The sequence below is a fragment of the Mycobacterium sp. ENV421 genome (assembly GCF_002887815.1).
Taxonomy (GTDB): domain Bacteria; phylum Actinomycetota; class Actinomycetes; order Mycobacteriales; family Mycobacteriaceae; genus Mycobacterium.
The window spans coordinates 282976-297121 of record NZ_PDHO01000002.1; the positions used below are offsets into that span (position 1 = coordinate 282976).

Consider the following 14146-nt stretch of genomic DNA (forward strand, 5'->3'; position numbering starts at 1 on the left):
CACAATTAGCACCCACGGACGCGGAGTGCCACCGACTCGGGCCGCGCGCACGGATGTTCGCCCACCGCTGACGTTGGGGCCTCCAGCGACTAGCCTTGCTCGAATGGTGGTGCGGGGTCGGCCGGCAGGGACGACGGCCCGATGATCTTCAAAGGCGTTCGGGACGGCAAGCCATACCCCGAGCACAACCTCTCCTACCGCGACTGGTCGCAGATTCCGCCGCGACAGATCCGCCTCGACGAGTTGGTCACCACGACGACGGTGCTGGCACTGGACCGCCTGCTGTCCGAGGACTCGACGTTCTACGGCGACCTCTTCCCGCACGCGGTCCGGTGGCGCGGCGTGATCTACCTCGAGGACGGCCTGCACCGGGCGGTCCGGGCCGCGCTGCGTAATCGCACGGTCTTGCACGCCCGGGTCTACGACATGGACGACGGCGTCGCCGACCAGTTCTCGGCCAGCTGACCGGCGGCCGGCAGGCTCACCGTGAATTGAGTTCTGCCCGGGCGGGATTGCGCGTTCACCGTGCCGCCGTGTGCTTCCACGATCGACAGGACGATCGCCAGCCCCAACCCACTGCAGCCCAGCTCGCGCGACCGCGACTTGTCCGCCCGGACGAACCGGCCGAACAGGTTGGGCATGATCTCCTCGGGAATACCGGGACCGTCGTCGCTGACGACAAGCTGCACCCGCCCGTCGCCGCCCCTGGTGAGCGATGTGTTGACGGTGACTCCCGCCGGGGTGTGCACCCGCGCGTTGCCGAGCAGGTTCGCCAGCAGCTGATGCAACCGGGCGCGGTCGCCGCGAACCCAGATCGCCTCGTCGGGCAGGTCGATCATGAAGTGATGATCCGGCGCGCTCACCGCGGCGTCGTTGACCGCGTCGGCGACCACGTCGCACAGGTCGAGGTCTTCGAGCTCCAGGTCACCGCCCTCGTCGAGCCGCGACAGCAGCAGCAGGTCGGCCACCAGGGACGCCATCCGGCGTGACTCCGCCTCGATGCGGGCCAGCGCGTACTCGGTGGTCGGCGGCAGCAAGTCGCTGTCCTGGCGGGTCAGTTCGGCGTAGCCGAGGATCGCGGCCAGCGGTGTGCGCAGTTCATGGCTGGCGTCGGTGAGGAATTGGCGGGTTCGGCGGTCGGAGGCCGCGATATCGCCGAGCGCGGAATCGACATTGGTCAACAGCCGGTTGAGGGTATGCCCGACGACCCCGACCTCACTGGCCCGGTCGGTGTCGGCCGGGCTCACCCGGGCGGTGATCCGGTAGTCGGTGGGATCCAGGGGAAGGGCGGCAACCTTGGCGGCGACGTCCGCGACGCGCCGCAACGGCCGCAACGCGTAGTTCACCACGATCATCGTGCCCAACGCGGTGAGCGCCACAGCGACGACCACCAGGATCACCACGGTCAGGCCTTTGCCGGCGACGGTCTTGTTCGCCAGATCCAGCGACACCGCCGACACCAGCCGCTCGCCGCCCGGGAAATCCCGGTGCCCGACCCGATGCGACCCCATGTCGCCGAGTTCGACGGTCTGCGGATCGCCGCCGGCCCAGTTGATCGTCTCCAACGCGCGCAGTGCGTCCGGCGGAGCGGGGACGGGTTCACCATCGGTGAACGCGCTGGCGTACACCACCCGGTCGTCGCGCAGCATCGCGATCACCGTGCCCGGCCCCTGACCCGGGAACTCACCGAGGTCGCCGTGACCGGCACTGCCGTCTTCGGAAGGTTGCTCGATGTCCCCGAACCGCTTGGCCTTGGAATACGAATAGCTGAACGCAGCAAGCGAATTCGACACCTGACTGTTGGCCAGACTCATCGCCTCGTCGCGCAGACTCATCACGGCGACCGCGCCGATGGCGATCATCGCCACGCTGCTGATCGCCGAGACCCAGATGACCAACCGCCTGCGCAGTGAACGCGGGCGCCACCGCCTCTCGCCGTGGGTGGCCGGCCTCACCGCTCGGGCCGCAGCATGTAGCCGACACCGCGCACCGTATGGATCATCGGCTCGCGTCCGGCGTCGACCTTGCGGCGCAGATAGGAGATGTAGAGGTCGACGATGCTGGAACGGCCGCCGAAGCCGTAGTTCCACACCCGGTCCAGGATCTCGGCGCGCGTGACAGCGCGGCGCGGGTTGCGCATCAGATACCGCAGCAGCTCGAACTCGGTGGTGGTCAGCGAGATCTGCTCGTCGCCCCGGGTGACCTCACGGCTCGGCCCGTCCAGCACCAGATCGCCCACCTTCAGCACCTCGTCCTCGGGCGCGGTGGTGGCCTTGGACCGCCGCAGCAGGCCCCGCAACCGCGCGACCAACTCCTCGAGGCTGAACGGCTTGGTCAGATAGTCGTCGGCTCCCGCAGTCAGCCCCGTCACCCGGTCCATCACCGAATCCCGCGCCGTCAGGAACAGCGTCGGTGTATAGCCGTCGGTCTCCCGGGTCATCTTGAGGATCTGCAGTCCGTCCGTGTCGGGCAGCATGATGTCGAGCACCAGCAGATCCGGCTCGAACTCCCGGAACTTCGACAAGGCGTCACGACCGTCGCCGGCCGTTTCCACTTCCCAACCCTCGTAGTGCAGGGCCATCTTGACCAGATTCGTCAGCGCCGGCTCGTCGTCGACGAGCAGTACGCGGATGGGCGAACCATCTGCGCGAGAGATGCGCGGAAGCTGACCGAGGATGGCCTGACGGGGGCGAAGAGGACGAGACGTTGAGGGTGCGACCGGGATAGCCATACTTCGATTCTGGTGAAGACACATGAATCTGTCATGGACCCCATATCTGTTTCATATCTTGCCCGGTCGCAGCCCTACTGACGGTGTTGTCGTATTGCGTTCGCGGCCAGAGCATTCCGCACTCATCTGTTAGACGCGACACATTTTGGTCACAACTCGACCGCGCCGAGTGTCCGCAGATATGGATCCGATATGGATTCCTTGAAGTCGATCTTTCACCACACCTACTGTCGCGCTTGTGAATTCGTTTCGCTTCGGCGGCACGATTCGTGAATCGACTGTCAATTAATAGATCTCGCATACGCAGACAGGAGTCTGGCCTTGCAGCGTTCAACTGCGCCACTCGAGGGTTCCGAAGACCCGGGCAGGATGTCCACCCTCCTGCGCTACGACCTACCGGCCTCGCTGGTGGTCTTCCTGGTGGCCCTGCCGCTGTCCCTGGGCATCGCCATCGCCTCCGATGCACCGGTGCTGGCGGGACTGATCGCGGCGATCGTCGGCGGTGTGGTTGCCGGCGCCCTTGGCGGATCGCCGCTGCAGGTCAGCGGTCCCGCCGCCGGGCTCACTGTGATCGTCGCGGGCCTGGTGGCCGAATTCGGCTGGGCCGTGACCTGCGCAATCACCGTCTGCGCGGGCATCCTCCAGGTACTGCTGGGAGTCAGCCGGGTGGGCCGCGCAGCGCTGGCGATCTCACCGATGGTGGTACACGCCATGCTGGCCGGCATCGGCGTCACGATCGCGCTTCAGCAGGTCCACGTCCTGCTGGGCGGCAGCTCCGAGAGCTCGGCCTGGCGCAACATCACCGAACTGCCCGGTCAGCTGCTCGCCGCTGATCACGCGGGGTTGGCCGTCGGGCTGCTGGTGATCGGGATCCTGGTGAGCTGGCGCTGGATGCCCGCGAAGATCCGCAAGGTGCCCGGGCCGCTGGTCGCGATCGTCGTCGCCAGCGCCGTGTCGGTGCTCTTCGCGATGAACGTGCCCCGCATCCAACTCAACGGGTCACTGCTCGACGCCTTGAAGCCGCCGGGCCTGCCGGAGGGCAACTGGGGTGCGTTCGCGACGGGCGTAATCACCGTCGCCCTCATCGCCAGCGTCGAGAGCTTGCTCACCGCGGTCGCCGTGGACCGGATGCAGGACGGCCCGCGGTCGAACCTGAACCGCGAACTCGTGGGACAGGGCGCTGCCAACGTCGTCTCGGGAGCGGTCGGCGGACTTCCGATCACGGGCGTGATCGTGCGCAGCTCGGCCAACGTGACCGCAGGCGCCAAGACCCGCGCATCGGCGATGTTGCACGGCGTGTGGGTGCTGGTCTTCGCGCTGCCGTTCGCCGGGTTGGCTCAGCAGATTCCGACTGCGGCGCTGGCCGGATTGCTGATCGTCATCGGCATCCAGCTGGTCAAACTCAGCCACATCAAGACAGCACGCCGAACCGGCGATATCGCCGTCTATCTGGTGACGATCACCGGGGTGGTCTTTCTCAACCTGCTCGAAGGCGTTCTGCTCGGGCTGGCGCTGGCCGTCGTGCTGACCGTCTGGCGGGTGGCGCGCGCCAGGATCCATGCCCAACCCGCCGACGATGACGACGACGACAACGATGATTGGCGCGTCGCCGTGGAAGGCTCGGCGACGTTCCTGTCGCTGCCCCAGCTGCACAAGACGCTGGCGTCGGTGCCGCCCGGTGTGCGCGTCACACTGGAGATTTCGGTGGACTTCATCGACCACGCCGCACACCAGGTCATCGAGGATTGGCAGCGGCAGCACGAGGCTTCAGGCGGCAGCGTTCTGGTGCAGGAAGTCGGCTCCGTCGAACTGAGCAGCGCGCTGGACGGGCCGCCCCAGCGCTCCTTCGGCATGGTCGACAAGCGGCTCGGCATCGTGCCGTGGAGTTCGTGGCAGGACCCGCTGACCACCAACGGCCACGAACGGCACGACACCGCAGGCCAGTCCGTTCTCCACGGCCTGGAGGTGTACCACCGCAGGACCGCTCCCCAAATACGGCCGCACATGGAGAAATTGGCGCACACCAACACCGCCGAGACGCTGTTCATCACGTGCACCGACGCCCGGATCGTGCCCAACGCGATCACCAGCAGTGGGCCGGGTGACCTGTTCACCGTGCGCAACGTCGGCAACCTGGTGCCCGCCGACCAGCACGACTATTCCGTGGAAGCGGCGATCGCCTTCGCGGTCGGTAGGTTGAACGTGTCATCGATCGTCGTGTGCGGCCATTCCGCCTGCAGCGCAATGCATGCCGCGTTGCGGGGGCAAAGCGTCGCGGCGCCGCGCCCACCCGGCGAGGAACACCTCCGGTCCTGGCTGAAGTACGCTCAGCCGGCCCTGGACGCCTTCGACGAGGGCCGGCACCCGATCGCACAATCGGCCGCCGAGCAGGGGTTCAACACCGCCGACCAGCTGAGCATGGTCAGTGTTGCCGTCCAGGTCGACACCCTGGTGCGCCACCCACTGATCCACGACCTGCACGAGCAGGGCCGGTTGAAGGTCATCGGCCTGTTCTATGACATCGCCAGCGCCCAGGTTCTTCACGTCGAGCCCACGCCAGCACTGTCATTGCATACCAACGGGATTGCTGTGCGCTGATTGAGTTCATTTGTCCATCAATAGATTTGACTCTGATATGAACTCCGTGACTGGATCCCCCACAAGACATAGAGTTGAGTTATCGGGAAGAGTCAACGAAAACCTAATCCCCCCAAGGTTTCTCTCCCGGAAGAAGAAAGGACGATCAATGACGATCAAACTCCGCCACCTCGCCCCGCTCGTCGCCGCCGGTGCCGCGGCGCTGGCCGTCAGCCTCGCGCCCAGCGCCGGCGCATCGCCCAACCCGATGGACTGCCTGGACAAGGGCGGTGCCACGATGTGCCAGAAGCAGGGCCACGCACGAATCCACGCCACACCTCCTGCCACCTCGCCTCAGCAGGCGTTCGGGTTCAACGGCATCCCGATGTGGGCGCTGGGCTAACCGGCAGGTATGCCGGGCAAGGCCGCGGGATGTGCCTACCCCCCTAAGGCTCCCCCGCGGCCTTGCCGTGTCCGGCCCTCAGTCGTCGAGGAGGTCGCGCACCACGGCATCGGCCAGCAGCCGGCCACGGTCGGTGAGCAGCAACCGCTCTCCGGCCCGCGTCAACAGCCCGTCGTCCACCGCCCGGACCGCACGCGCCTGTTCGGATTCGGTCAGCGCGGCGACCGGCAACCCGGTGCGCAACCTGATTCCCAACAGCACGTTCTCGATGTGGCGGGCATCGGGACCGAGCCGCTCGAAATCTGCCACCGGCAGCCGCCCGTCAGCCAGCAGCTCGGCGTACGTGTTGGGGTGCTTGACGTTCCACCACCGGGTGTCCCCGACGAACCCGTGGGCCCCGGGCCCCGCACCCCACCACTGCCCGCCGTTCCAGTAGCCGATGTTGTGCCGGCACTCACCGCCGGGACGGCTCCAATTGGACACCTCGTACCAACTCAGCCCCGCCGCCGCCAGCCGCTGGTCGAGTATTTCGTAACGGTGCGCGAGGACGTCGTCGTCGGGCGCTTCGATTTCGCCGCGGCGCACCCGGCGAGCCAGCGCCGTACCATCCTCGACCACCAACGCGTAGGCCGAGATGTGGTCGACGCCGGCGCTCAGCGCGGCGTCGACCGAACGTGCCAAATCGTCATCGGACTCCCCCGGCGTGCCGTAGATGAGGTCGATGTTGACGTGCTCGAAGCCCGCCGCCATCGCCTCGGCGGCGGCCTGTAGCGGCCGCCCCGGGGAGTGGGTCCGGTCCAGCACCGCCAGCACCCGTCGCGCCGTGGACTGCATGCCCAACGACACCCGGGTGTAGCCCGCGGCGCGGATCTCGGCGAAGAACGCCTGCGACGTCGACTCCGGGTTGGCCTCGGTGGTGACCTCGGCCTGAGCAGCCAGCGTGAAGTTGGCGCGGATGGCCTCGAGCACCGAGGCCAATCCCGCGCCACCGAGCAGCGACGGGGTGCCACCGCCGACGAAGACCGTGTCGACGGCCACTTCACCCAGCAGGGCGGCGGTCAACTCCAGTTCGGAGCGCAGCGCGGTCAGCCAGCCCTGCGGCGAGGCGGCGCCGAGCTCAGCAGCCGTATAGGTGTTGAAGTCGCAGTACCCGCACCGCGTGGCGCAGAAGGGCACGTGGACGTAGATGCCGAACGCCGTTCCGGGAGTCAGTGCGAGTTCCGGTAGGGCGGCCGGCGCGGGGCGGACCGACATCCGTTCAGTGTCCCAGACCCGACTTTCGCTCACCGCGAGCCGAAATTTGGCCCGGTTAGAGCTATCGGGGCCGTTCGTGGCAGAATGGCCCGCATGCTCGCCCCCCAGAACCTGCGCCGTGTGGCACTGGTGGCTCGGCGGCATGTGGATTTCAAGCGCGTCTGTACCTGTTGTTGTCTGGCTTGACGCCGTAGACCCGCCCACCTGTACCTCAGCTGGCCGGCCGGATCTGCGCCGCCGGAACAGCTCACCGGTGGATTCGCGCGATTCGAACGCCAGCTCCTTGACATCGAGGAGCACATTTCATGACTCAGCCGACCAAGGCCGCGGCGAAGACACGCAGTGAAGGCCAGTGGGCTCTGGGTGAGCGCGAGCCGCTGAACCCGAACGAGCAGTTCAAGAAGGAAGACGACGCACTCAACGTCCGGGACCGTATCGAGAACATCTACGCCAAGCAGGGCTTCGCGAGCATCGACAAGACCGACCTGCGCGGCCGGATGCGCTGGTGGGGTCTGTACACCCAGCGCAAGCCCGGTTACGACGGCACCTGGACCGGTGATGAGAACACCGACATGCTCGAAGACGAGTTCTTCATGCTGCGGGTGCGCAGCGACGGTGGCGCTCTGACCACCGCCGCGCTTCGGACTCTCGGCGGCATTTCGACCGAGTTCGCCCGCGATACCGCGGATATCAGCGACCGCGAGAACGTCCAGTACCACTGGATCCAGGTCGAGGACATGCCGGAGATCTGGCGCCGCCTCGATGAGGTGGGTCTGCAAACCACCGAGGCGTGCGGTGACTGCCCACGCGTGGTGCTGGGCTCGCCGCTGGCGGGAGAATCGCTCGACGAGGTCATCGACGGCACGCCCGCGATCAACGAGATTGTGAAGCGCTACATCGGTAAGCCGGAGTATTCGAACCTCCCCCGCAAGTTCAAGACCGCGATCAGTGGTCTGCAGGACGTGGTGCACGAGGTCAACGATGTCGCCTTCATCGGGGTCAACCACCCCGACCACGGTCCCGGTTTCGACCTGTGGGTCGGCGGCGGTCTGTCCACCAATCCGATGCTCGGACAACGCGTCGGCGCCTGGGTGCCACTGGACGAGGTGCCCGACGTCTGGGAGGCCGTGGTCAGTGTGTTCCGCGACTACGGCTACCGGCGGCTGCGCGCCAAAGCCCGGCTGAAGTTCCTGATCAAGGACTGGGGAGTAGAAAAGTTCCGCGAAGTTCTCGAGACGGAGTACTTGAAGCGGCCCCTGATCGACGGGCCCGCACCCGAGCCCGTCGTCCGCCCGATCGACCACGTGGGTGTGCAACGGCTCAAGAACGGGCTCAACGCTGTCGGGGTGGCGCCGATCGCCGGACGCGTCTCGGGCACGATCCTCACGAAGGTCGCCGACCTGGCTGAGGCCGCAGGCTCCAATCGCGTCCGGTTCACGCCGTACCAGAAACTGATCGTCCTAGACGTTCCCGATGACAAGCTTGACGAACTTCGAAGTGGGCTCGACGCGCTCGGCCTGCCGTCAACACCGTCGCACTGGCGACGAAACCTGATGGCCTGCACAGGAATCGAGTTCTGCAAGCTCAGCTTCGCAGAGACCCGGGTGCGCGCTCAGAGCCTGGTGCCCGATCTGGAGAAGCGGCTCGAGGACATCAACTCCCAGCTCGACGTCCCGGTCACGGTCAACATCAACGGCTGCCCCAACTCGTGCGCGCGCATCCAGATCGCCGACATCGGCTTCAAGGGTCAGATGATCGACGACGGCAACGGCCCGGAGGAAGGGTTCCAGGTGCACCTGGGCGGAAGCCTGGGGCTGGACAGCGGTTTCGGCCGCAAACTGCGCCAGCACAAGGTCACCAGCACCGAGCTCGGCGACTACATCGAGCGAGTGGTGCGCAACTTCGTGAAACAAAGAAGCGACGGCGAGCGTTTCGCCCAGTGGGCCGTACGGGCACAGGAAGAAGAGTTGCGATGAGTATTGGGGTGGACAGGGCGACCGAGGCCGAGCTGCGGGAGCTTGCCGAACGTGGCGCGGCCGAACTCGACGGCGCCAGCGCGCTCGAACTGCTGGCCTGGACCGACAAGCACTTCGGTGGTGACTACGTCGTCGCCTCCAACATGCAGGACGCGGTGCTGGTCGACATGGCCTCGAAGGTGCGCCCCGGCGTGGATGTGCTGTTCCTCGACACGGGCTACCACTTCGCCGAGACGATCGGCACCCGCGATGCGGTCGAGGCGGTGTACGACATTCACGTCGTCAACGTCACGCCCGAGCACAGCGTGACCGAGCAGGATCAACTGCTGGGCAAGGACCTGTTCGCCAGCAATCCGGGCGAATGCTGCCGGCTGCGCAAGGTGGTGCCGCTGAGCAAGGCGCTGGGGGGATACACCGCCTGGGTCACCGGTATCCGTCGGGTCGAGGCACCCACTCGCGCCAACGCGCCACTGATCAGCTTCGATGAAGGCTTCAAGCTGGTGAAGATCAACCCGCTGGCCGCATGGACCGATGAGGACATGGACGCCTACATCCAGGCCAACGGCGTGCTGGTGAATCCGCTTGTCGACGAAGGCTATCCGTCGATCGGTTGCGCGCCGTGCACGGCCAAGCCGGTCGAGGGCGCCGACCCGCGTAGTGGACGCTGGCAGGGCCTGGCCAAAACCGAATGCGGGCTTCACGTTTCGTGAGGCTCATCCTCACCGCGCACGGCAGTGCCGATCCGCGTTCCGCGGTGACCACATACGGGGTGGCCGAGCACATCCGCATGCTGCGGCCCGAGCTCGACGTGCGAGTGGCGTTCTGCGAGAAGCACGCCCCGAACCTCAGTGATGTCCTGCGGTCACTCGACGGCCCCGCGGTCGTCACCCCGCTGCTGTTGGCGAGCGCCTACCACGCCCGCGTCGACATCCCGGCGATGATCGCCGACACCGGCGCCGACGTGATCCAGGCCGACACCCTCGGCGAGGATCCACGTCTGCTGACCGTCATGCGGGAACGCTTGGCGGAGCACCAGATTCATCAGTTCGAGCGCGGCCTCGGCGTGCTGGTGGTGGCGGTCGGTTCGTCCCGTGCCGCCGCCAACGCCCGCACCGCGGCGCTCGCCGACACGTTGGGCCGCGGTACCCGATGGTCGGGAGTGCACGTCGCCTACGCCACCGGTCCCCAGCCGTCGGTGCAGGACGGGATCGAGTTGCTGCGCAACAGCGGCGCGCGGCGGATCGTGGTGGCGCCGTGGTTCATCGCGCCGGGCCGCATCACCGACCGGGTGGCCGCGATCGCCGATGCCGCAGGCCTGTCCATGGTCGCCCCGCTCGGCGCGCATCGGTTGGTGGCCGAGACGGTGCTCGACCGGTTCGATACCGCCGTCGCGACCCGAATGGCCGCCTAACTGGCCGCGACCTGGACCTCGCCGGCGATCGGCGGGACCCGGGTGGCCCGCACGTAGACGGTGTCGCCCTCTTTCAGGGCCAGCGCCTCGGCGTCGCCGCGGGTGATCTGCGCGGTGAACGGGGCGCCGTTGGTGGCGCTGGTCAGTTCGACTCGTACCTCGAAGCCCAGATACACCACCCGATCGATGGTGGCACGGGTTACTCCGGTCGACTCGGCCGTGCCATCCCCCGCCGCGATCGCCATCTCCGGATTGCGGCCGACCCGAATGTCATGCGGGCGCACCAGGATTCCGTTGAGCGACGAGACCGTGCCGAGAAAGGACATGACGAACGCATTGGCCGGACTGTCGTAGACGTCGGTCGGCGAGCCGATCTGTTCGATCCGGCCCTTGTTGAGCACCGCGATCCGGTCGGCCACGTCCAGAGCTTCGGCCTGATCGTGGGTGACGAGCACCGTCGTGACGTGCACCTCGTCGTGCAGTCGCCGCAGCCAGGTCCGCAGATCGTCGCGGACCTTGGCGTCCAGCGCGCCGAACGGTTCGTCGAGCAGGAGCACCTCAGGGTCGACGGCCAGCGCACGTGCCAGCGCCATCCGTTGGCGCTGACCGCCGGAAAGCTGGTTGGGATAACGCGTTTGGAAGCCGGCCAGCCCGACGACCTCGAGCAGGTCGTCGACCTTCGCCTTGACCTCAGCTTTCGGCTTCTTGCGAATTTTCAATCCGAACGCGACGTTCTCCCGCACGGTCAGGTGCTTGAACGCGGCGTAGTGCTGGAACACGAAGCCGATCCCGCGGCGCTGCGGGGGCACGTTGGTGACGTCCCGCCCGTTGATGGTGATGGTGCCGGTGTCGGGTTGATCCAGCCCGGCGATCGCACGCAGCAGTGTCGATTTTCCCGATCCACTGGGGCCGAGCAGTGCGGTCAACGACCCGGCCGGCACCACGAAATCGACGTTGTCGAGGGCAGCGAAGTCGCCATAACGCTTGTTCGCGCCCGCGACGGTGATGGCATTGGTCATGAGAGTCGTTCTCCTAGTGGGATTACTCGCTCGCCTTGGCCCGCCGGGCGTCCAGAACCACCTGGACGACCAGGACCAGTACCGCGACGGCCATCAACAGAGTCGAAACGGCGTAGGCGCCGTACTCGGCACCACGGCTGTAACGGTCGGAGACCAGCAGGGTCAGGGTTTGCGACGTGCCGGGCAGGTTGGAGGACACCATGATCACCGCGCCGTACTCGCCGAGCGTGCGGGCGACGGTCAGCACGATGCCGTAGGTCAGGCCCCACCGGATCGACGGCAGCGTGATTCGCCAGAACGTCTGCCACCAGCTGGATCCCAGTGTCGCCGCCGCTTGTTCCTGATCGGTACCAAGCTCGTGCAGAACCGGTTCGACCTCGCGGATCACGAATGGAACAGTGACGAAGATGCTGGCCAGCACGATGCCGGGCAAGCCGAAAATGATCTTCAAGCCCATATTGTTCTGGACGAACCCGAACAATCCCGAGCTACCCCACAGCAGTATCAACGCCACACCGACGACCACCGGCGACACCGCGAACGGCAGGTCGATGACGGCCTGCAGCGCGGATTTGCCGCGAAACTTGTTGCGCGCCAGCACCAGTGCGGTCGGCACCCCGAAGACCACGTTGAGTGGCACCACGATCGCCACCACCAGCAGCGACAACTGCAGTGCCGAAATCGCGGCGGGCGTGGTGATGGATTCGACGAACGTACCGAAGCCGGGTGCGAACGTCCGCCACAGAATCAGGCCGACAGGCACGAGCACCAGGACCGCGATGTAGGCGAGCGCCACGTAACGGGTGAGAAAGCGGACCAGGGGCGACGGGATCATGCCGACAGCTCCTCCCGCTTGGCGGCGCGGGAACCGATGGCGCGCAGGATGAACAAGACGATGAACGAGACGACCAGCAGCACAATCGAAATCGCCGCCGCACCGGAAGGATCGTCGTTCTCGATCAGCGTGCGGATCCACTGCGAGGAGACTTCGGTCTCCCCCGGTACCGCGCCACCGATCAGCACCACCGAGCCGAACTCACCGATCGCACGCGAGAACGCCAGACCGGCGCCGGACAGCAGCGACGGCAGCAACGCGGGCAGCACCACCTTGGTGAAGATGACGAAGTTCGTCGCACCGAGCGACGCGGCGGCCTCCTCGACCTCGCGGTCGAGTTCGAGGAGCACCGGCTGAACCGACCGCACCACGAAGGGCAGCGTGACGAACAGCAGCGCTACGCCCACACCCCATTTGGTGTGCTGCAGGTGCAAGTCGATCGGGCTGTTCGGCCCGTAGAGCGCCAGCATGACCAGGCTCGCCACGATGGTGGGCAGCGCGAACGGCAGGTCGATCACGGCATCGACCAACCGCTTGCCTACGAACTCGTCGCGAGTGAGCACCCAGGCGACCAGCAGCCCGAACACCGCGTTGACCACAGTGACGCCGATCGAGATCGTCAGCGTCACCTTGAACGACTCCAGCGCCGCGTTGGACGTGACGGTCGCCCAGAAGTCGTGCCAGCCGCCCTTGGCCGACTGCCACATGATCGCGGCCAGCGGCAGCAGCACGATGACGCTCAGCCAGATCGACGCCGCCCCCACCCGCAGGCTGGTGGTGCCGTGCCTGCGGGCCAGGAAGCCGGACGGCCCGCCCGGCTCACTCGGAGTGAGCTCGGGCCGGACCGCCTGAGGATTTGGCTCGATAGCTGCTGTCATCCAGTGGCCTGCTTGTAGATCTTCGTAATGGTGCCATTGTCCTTGTCGAACAGGGCCGGATCGACCGTGCTCCAGCCACCGAGATCGGCGATCGTCCAGAGCTTCTGTGGCGTCGGGAAGTCGGTGGCGAAGTCAGCGGCCACCGACGGATCGACCGGCCGGAAACCGGCCTGTGCCCAGATCTTCTGGCCTTCCGGCGTGAACAGGTAGTTGTTCAGCGCGGTCGCCTTGTCCAGATGGGCGCTGGTGGTCACCACCGCCACCGGGTTCTCGATCTTGAACGTCTGCGGCGGGATGACGTGCTCGACGGGCTTGCCCTGGCGCTCGGTGTTGATCGCCTCGTTCTCATAACTGATCAGCACGTCTCCGGTGCCCTGCAGGAACACGTCGGTGGCCTCGCGGCCCGACCCCGGACGGGTCTTGACGTGCTCGGTCACCAGCTTGTTGACGAAGTCGAGGCCGGCTTGCGCGTCCTTGCCGCCGTTGCTCTTGGCGGCGTAGGGCGCCAACAGGTTCCACTTGGCCGATCCCGAACTGAGCGGGCTCGGGGTGACCACCTCGATGCCGGGCTTCACCAAGTCGTCCCAATCCTTGATGTTCTTCGGGTTGCCTTTGCGGACGACCAGGGACACGACCGAACCGAACGGGATGCCCTGGGTGGTGGACTTGTTCCAGTCGGCGGCCACCTTGTTCGCCTTGACCAGGCGGGTGACGTCGGGCTCGACAGAGAAGTTCACGATGTCGGCCGGCTTGCCGTCGACCACACCCCGCGACTGGTCGCCGGAGGCACCGTAGGAGGTCGTCACTGCGACACCCTTGCCCTCCGGGGTGGCGGCGAACGCCGGGATGATCTTGCTCCAGCCTGGCTCGGGGACGGCATAGGCCACCAGGGTGAGGGTGGTGTCAGCCTTCGGCTGGTTGCCGCCACCGGGAACGTCGCTGGACCCGCCTCCGCAGGCGGCGAGCACCGTTGCGGTCGTCGCCAACGCGACGGCGGTACCCCACCGGCGACCGGGAAGGTGAATCTTGGGCATTACTGGCCTTTCTCATTGCGGGTTACGG

The 14146-nt window shown here is 66.5% G+C and carries 14 protein-coding genes; 7 read left to right on the forward strand and 7 right to left on the reverse strand.

The features are described from left to right. Positions 1 to 141: 141 nt before the first annotated feature. Complete coding sequence (locus tag CRM90_RS03600; RefSeq protein WP_102805617.1) at positions 142 to 465, forward strand: type II toxin-antitoxin system VapB family antitoxin; 324 nt, start codon at positions 142 to 144, stop codon at positions 463 to 465. On the opposite strand, the gene CRM90_RS03605 is transcribed toward CRM90_RS03600, so the two are convergent. Both CRM90_RS03605 and CRM90_RS03610 read right to left on the reverse strand, forming a co-directional pair. After that, positions 420 to 1955: a sensor histidine kinase gene (locus CRM90_RS03605; protein WP_233209144.1), complete on the reverse strand. Its 1536-nt coding sequence runs from the start codon at positions 1953 to 1955 to the stop codon at positions 420 to 422. The two genes, CRM90_RS03600 and CRM90_RS03605, sit on opposite strands and share 46 nt — an antisense overlap. Further along, a complete protein-coding gene (locus CRM90_RS03610) occupies positions 1952 to 2731 on the reverse strand; it encodes a response regulator transcription factor (RefSeq protein ID WP_102805618.1) in 780 nt (259 codons plus the stop codon). The genes CRM90_RS03605 and CRM90_RS03610 overlap by 4 nt, the downstream gene beginning before the upstream one ends. Before the next feature lie 369 nt (positions 2732 to 3100). Here CRM90_RS03610 and CRM90_RS03615 point away from each other — a divergent pair, with 369 nt between their 5' ends. Both CRM90_RS03615 and CRM90_RS03620 read left to right on the forward strand, forming a co-directional pair. Next, complete coding sequence (locus CRM90_RS03615; protein WP_102805619.1) at positions 3101 to 5329, forward strand: SulP family inorganic anion transporter; 2229 nt, start codon at positions 3101 to 3103, stop codon at positions 5327 to 5329. Between the two features lie 148 nt (positions 5330 to 5477). Beyond that, complete coding sequence (locus CRM90_RS03620) at positions 5478 to 5711, forward strand: hypothetical protein (protein WP_102805620.1); 234 nt, start codon at positions 5478 to 5480, stop codon at positions 5709 to 5711. Between the two features lie 78 nt (positions 5712 to 5789). Here the strand turns inward: CRM90_RS03620 and hemW are convergent, their stop codons facing one another. Then, positions 5790 to 6965 (reverse strand): radical SAM family heme chaperone HemW, encoded by a 1176-nt coding sequence (gene hemW, locus CRM90_RS03625; protein ID WP_102805621.1) that lies wholly within the window; start codon positions 6963 to 6965, stop codon positions 5790 to 5792. Positions 6966 to 7058: 93 nt separating this feature from the next. On the opposite strand from hemW, the gene CRM90_RS31415 reads away from it, so the two are divergent. From CRM90_RS31415 to CRM90_RS03640, 4 genes are all read left to right on the forward strand, one after another. Then, positions 7059 to 7151, forward strand: coding sequence for an Ms4527A family Cys-rich leader peptide (locus tag CRM90_RS31415; RefSeq protein ID WP_353616970.1), 93 nt, complete (start codon positions 7059 to 7061; stop codon positions 7149 to 7151). A 119-nt stretch (positions 7152 to 7270) separates the two neighbouring features. Then, positions 7271 to 8941 (forward strand): nitrite/sulfite reductase, encoded by a 1671-nt coding sequence (locus CRM90_RS03630; protein ID WP_102805622.1) that lies wholly within the window; start codon positions 7271 to 7273, stop codon positions 8939 to 8941. Further along, complete coding sequence (locus CRM90_RS03635) at positions 8938 to 9651, forward strand: phosphoadenylyl-sulfate reductase (protein ID WP_102805623.1); 714 nt, start codon at positions 8938 to 8940, stop codon at positions 9649 to 9651. Before CRM90_RS03630 ends, CRM90_RS03635 begins: the two co-directional genes overlap by 4 nt. Continuing rightward, positions 9648 to 10352 carry a sirohydrochlorin chelatase gene (locus CRM90_RS03640; protein WP_102805624.1) on the forward strand — a complete coding sequence of 235 codons (705 nt, stop codon included), beginning with the start codon at positions 9648 to 9650 and terminating at the stop codon, positions 10350 to 10352. The genes CRM90_RS03635 and CRM90_RS03640 overlap by 4 nt, the downstream gene beginning before the upstream one ends. On the opposite strand, the gene CRM90_RS03645 is transcribed toward CRM90_RS03640, so the two are convergent. The 4 genes from CRM90_RS03645 to CRM90_RS03660 are packed head-to-tail and all read right to left on the reverse strand — an operon-like array spanning position 10349 to position 14118. Continuing rightward, the gene (locus tag CRM90_RS03645) at positions 10349 to 11371 is read right to left on the reverse strand and encodes a sulfate/molybdate ABC transporter ATP-binding protein (protein ID WP_102805625.1); all 1023 of its coding nucleotides are present in this window, start codon (positions 11369 to 11371) and stop codon (positions 10349 to 10351) included. The two genes, CRM90_RS03640 and CRM90_RS03645, sit on opposite strands and share 4 nt — an antisense overlap. A 22-nt stretch (positions 11372 to 11393) precedes the next feature. Further along, positions 11394 to 12206, reverse strand: coding sequence for a sulfate ABC transporter permease subunit CysW (gene cysW / locus CRM90_RS03650; protein WP_102805626.1), 813 nt, complete (start codon positions 12204 to 12206; stop codon positions 11394 to 11396). Next, the gene (gene cysT / locus CRM90_RS03655; RefSeq protein WP_102805627.1) at positions 12203 to 13084 is read right to left on the reverse strand and encodes a sulfate ABC transporter permease subunit CysT; all 882 of its coding nucleotides are present in this window, start codon (positions 13082 to 13084) and stop codon (positions 12203 to 12205) included. The genes cysW and cysT overlap by 4 nt, the downstream gene beginning before the upstream one ends. Further along, the gene (locus CRM90_RS03660) at positions 13081 to 14118 is read right to left on the reverse strand and encodes a sulfate ABC transporter substrate-binding protein (protein WP_102805628.1); all 1038 of its coding nucleotides are present in this window, start codon (positions 14116 to 14118) and stop codon (positions 13081 to 13083) included. Before CRM90_RS03660 ends, cysT begins: the two co-directional genes overlap by 4 nt. Positions 14119 to 14146 lie beyond the last annotated feature (28 nt).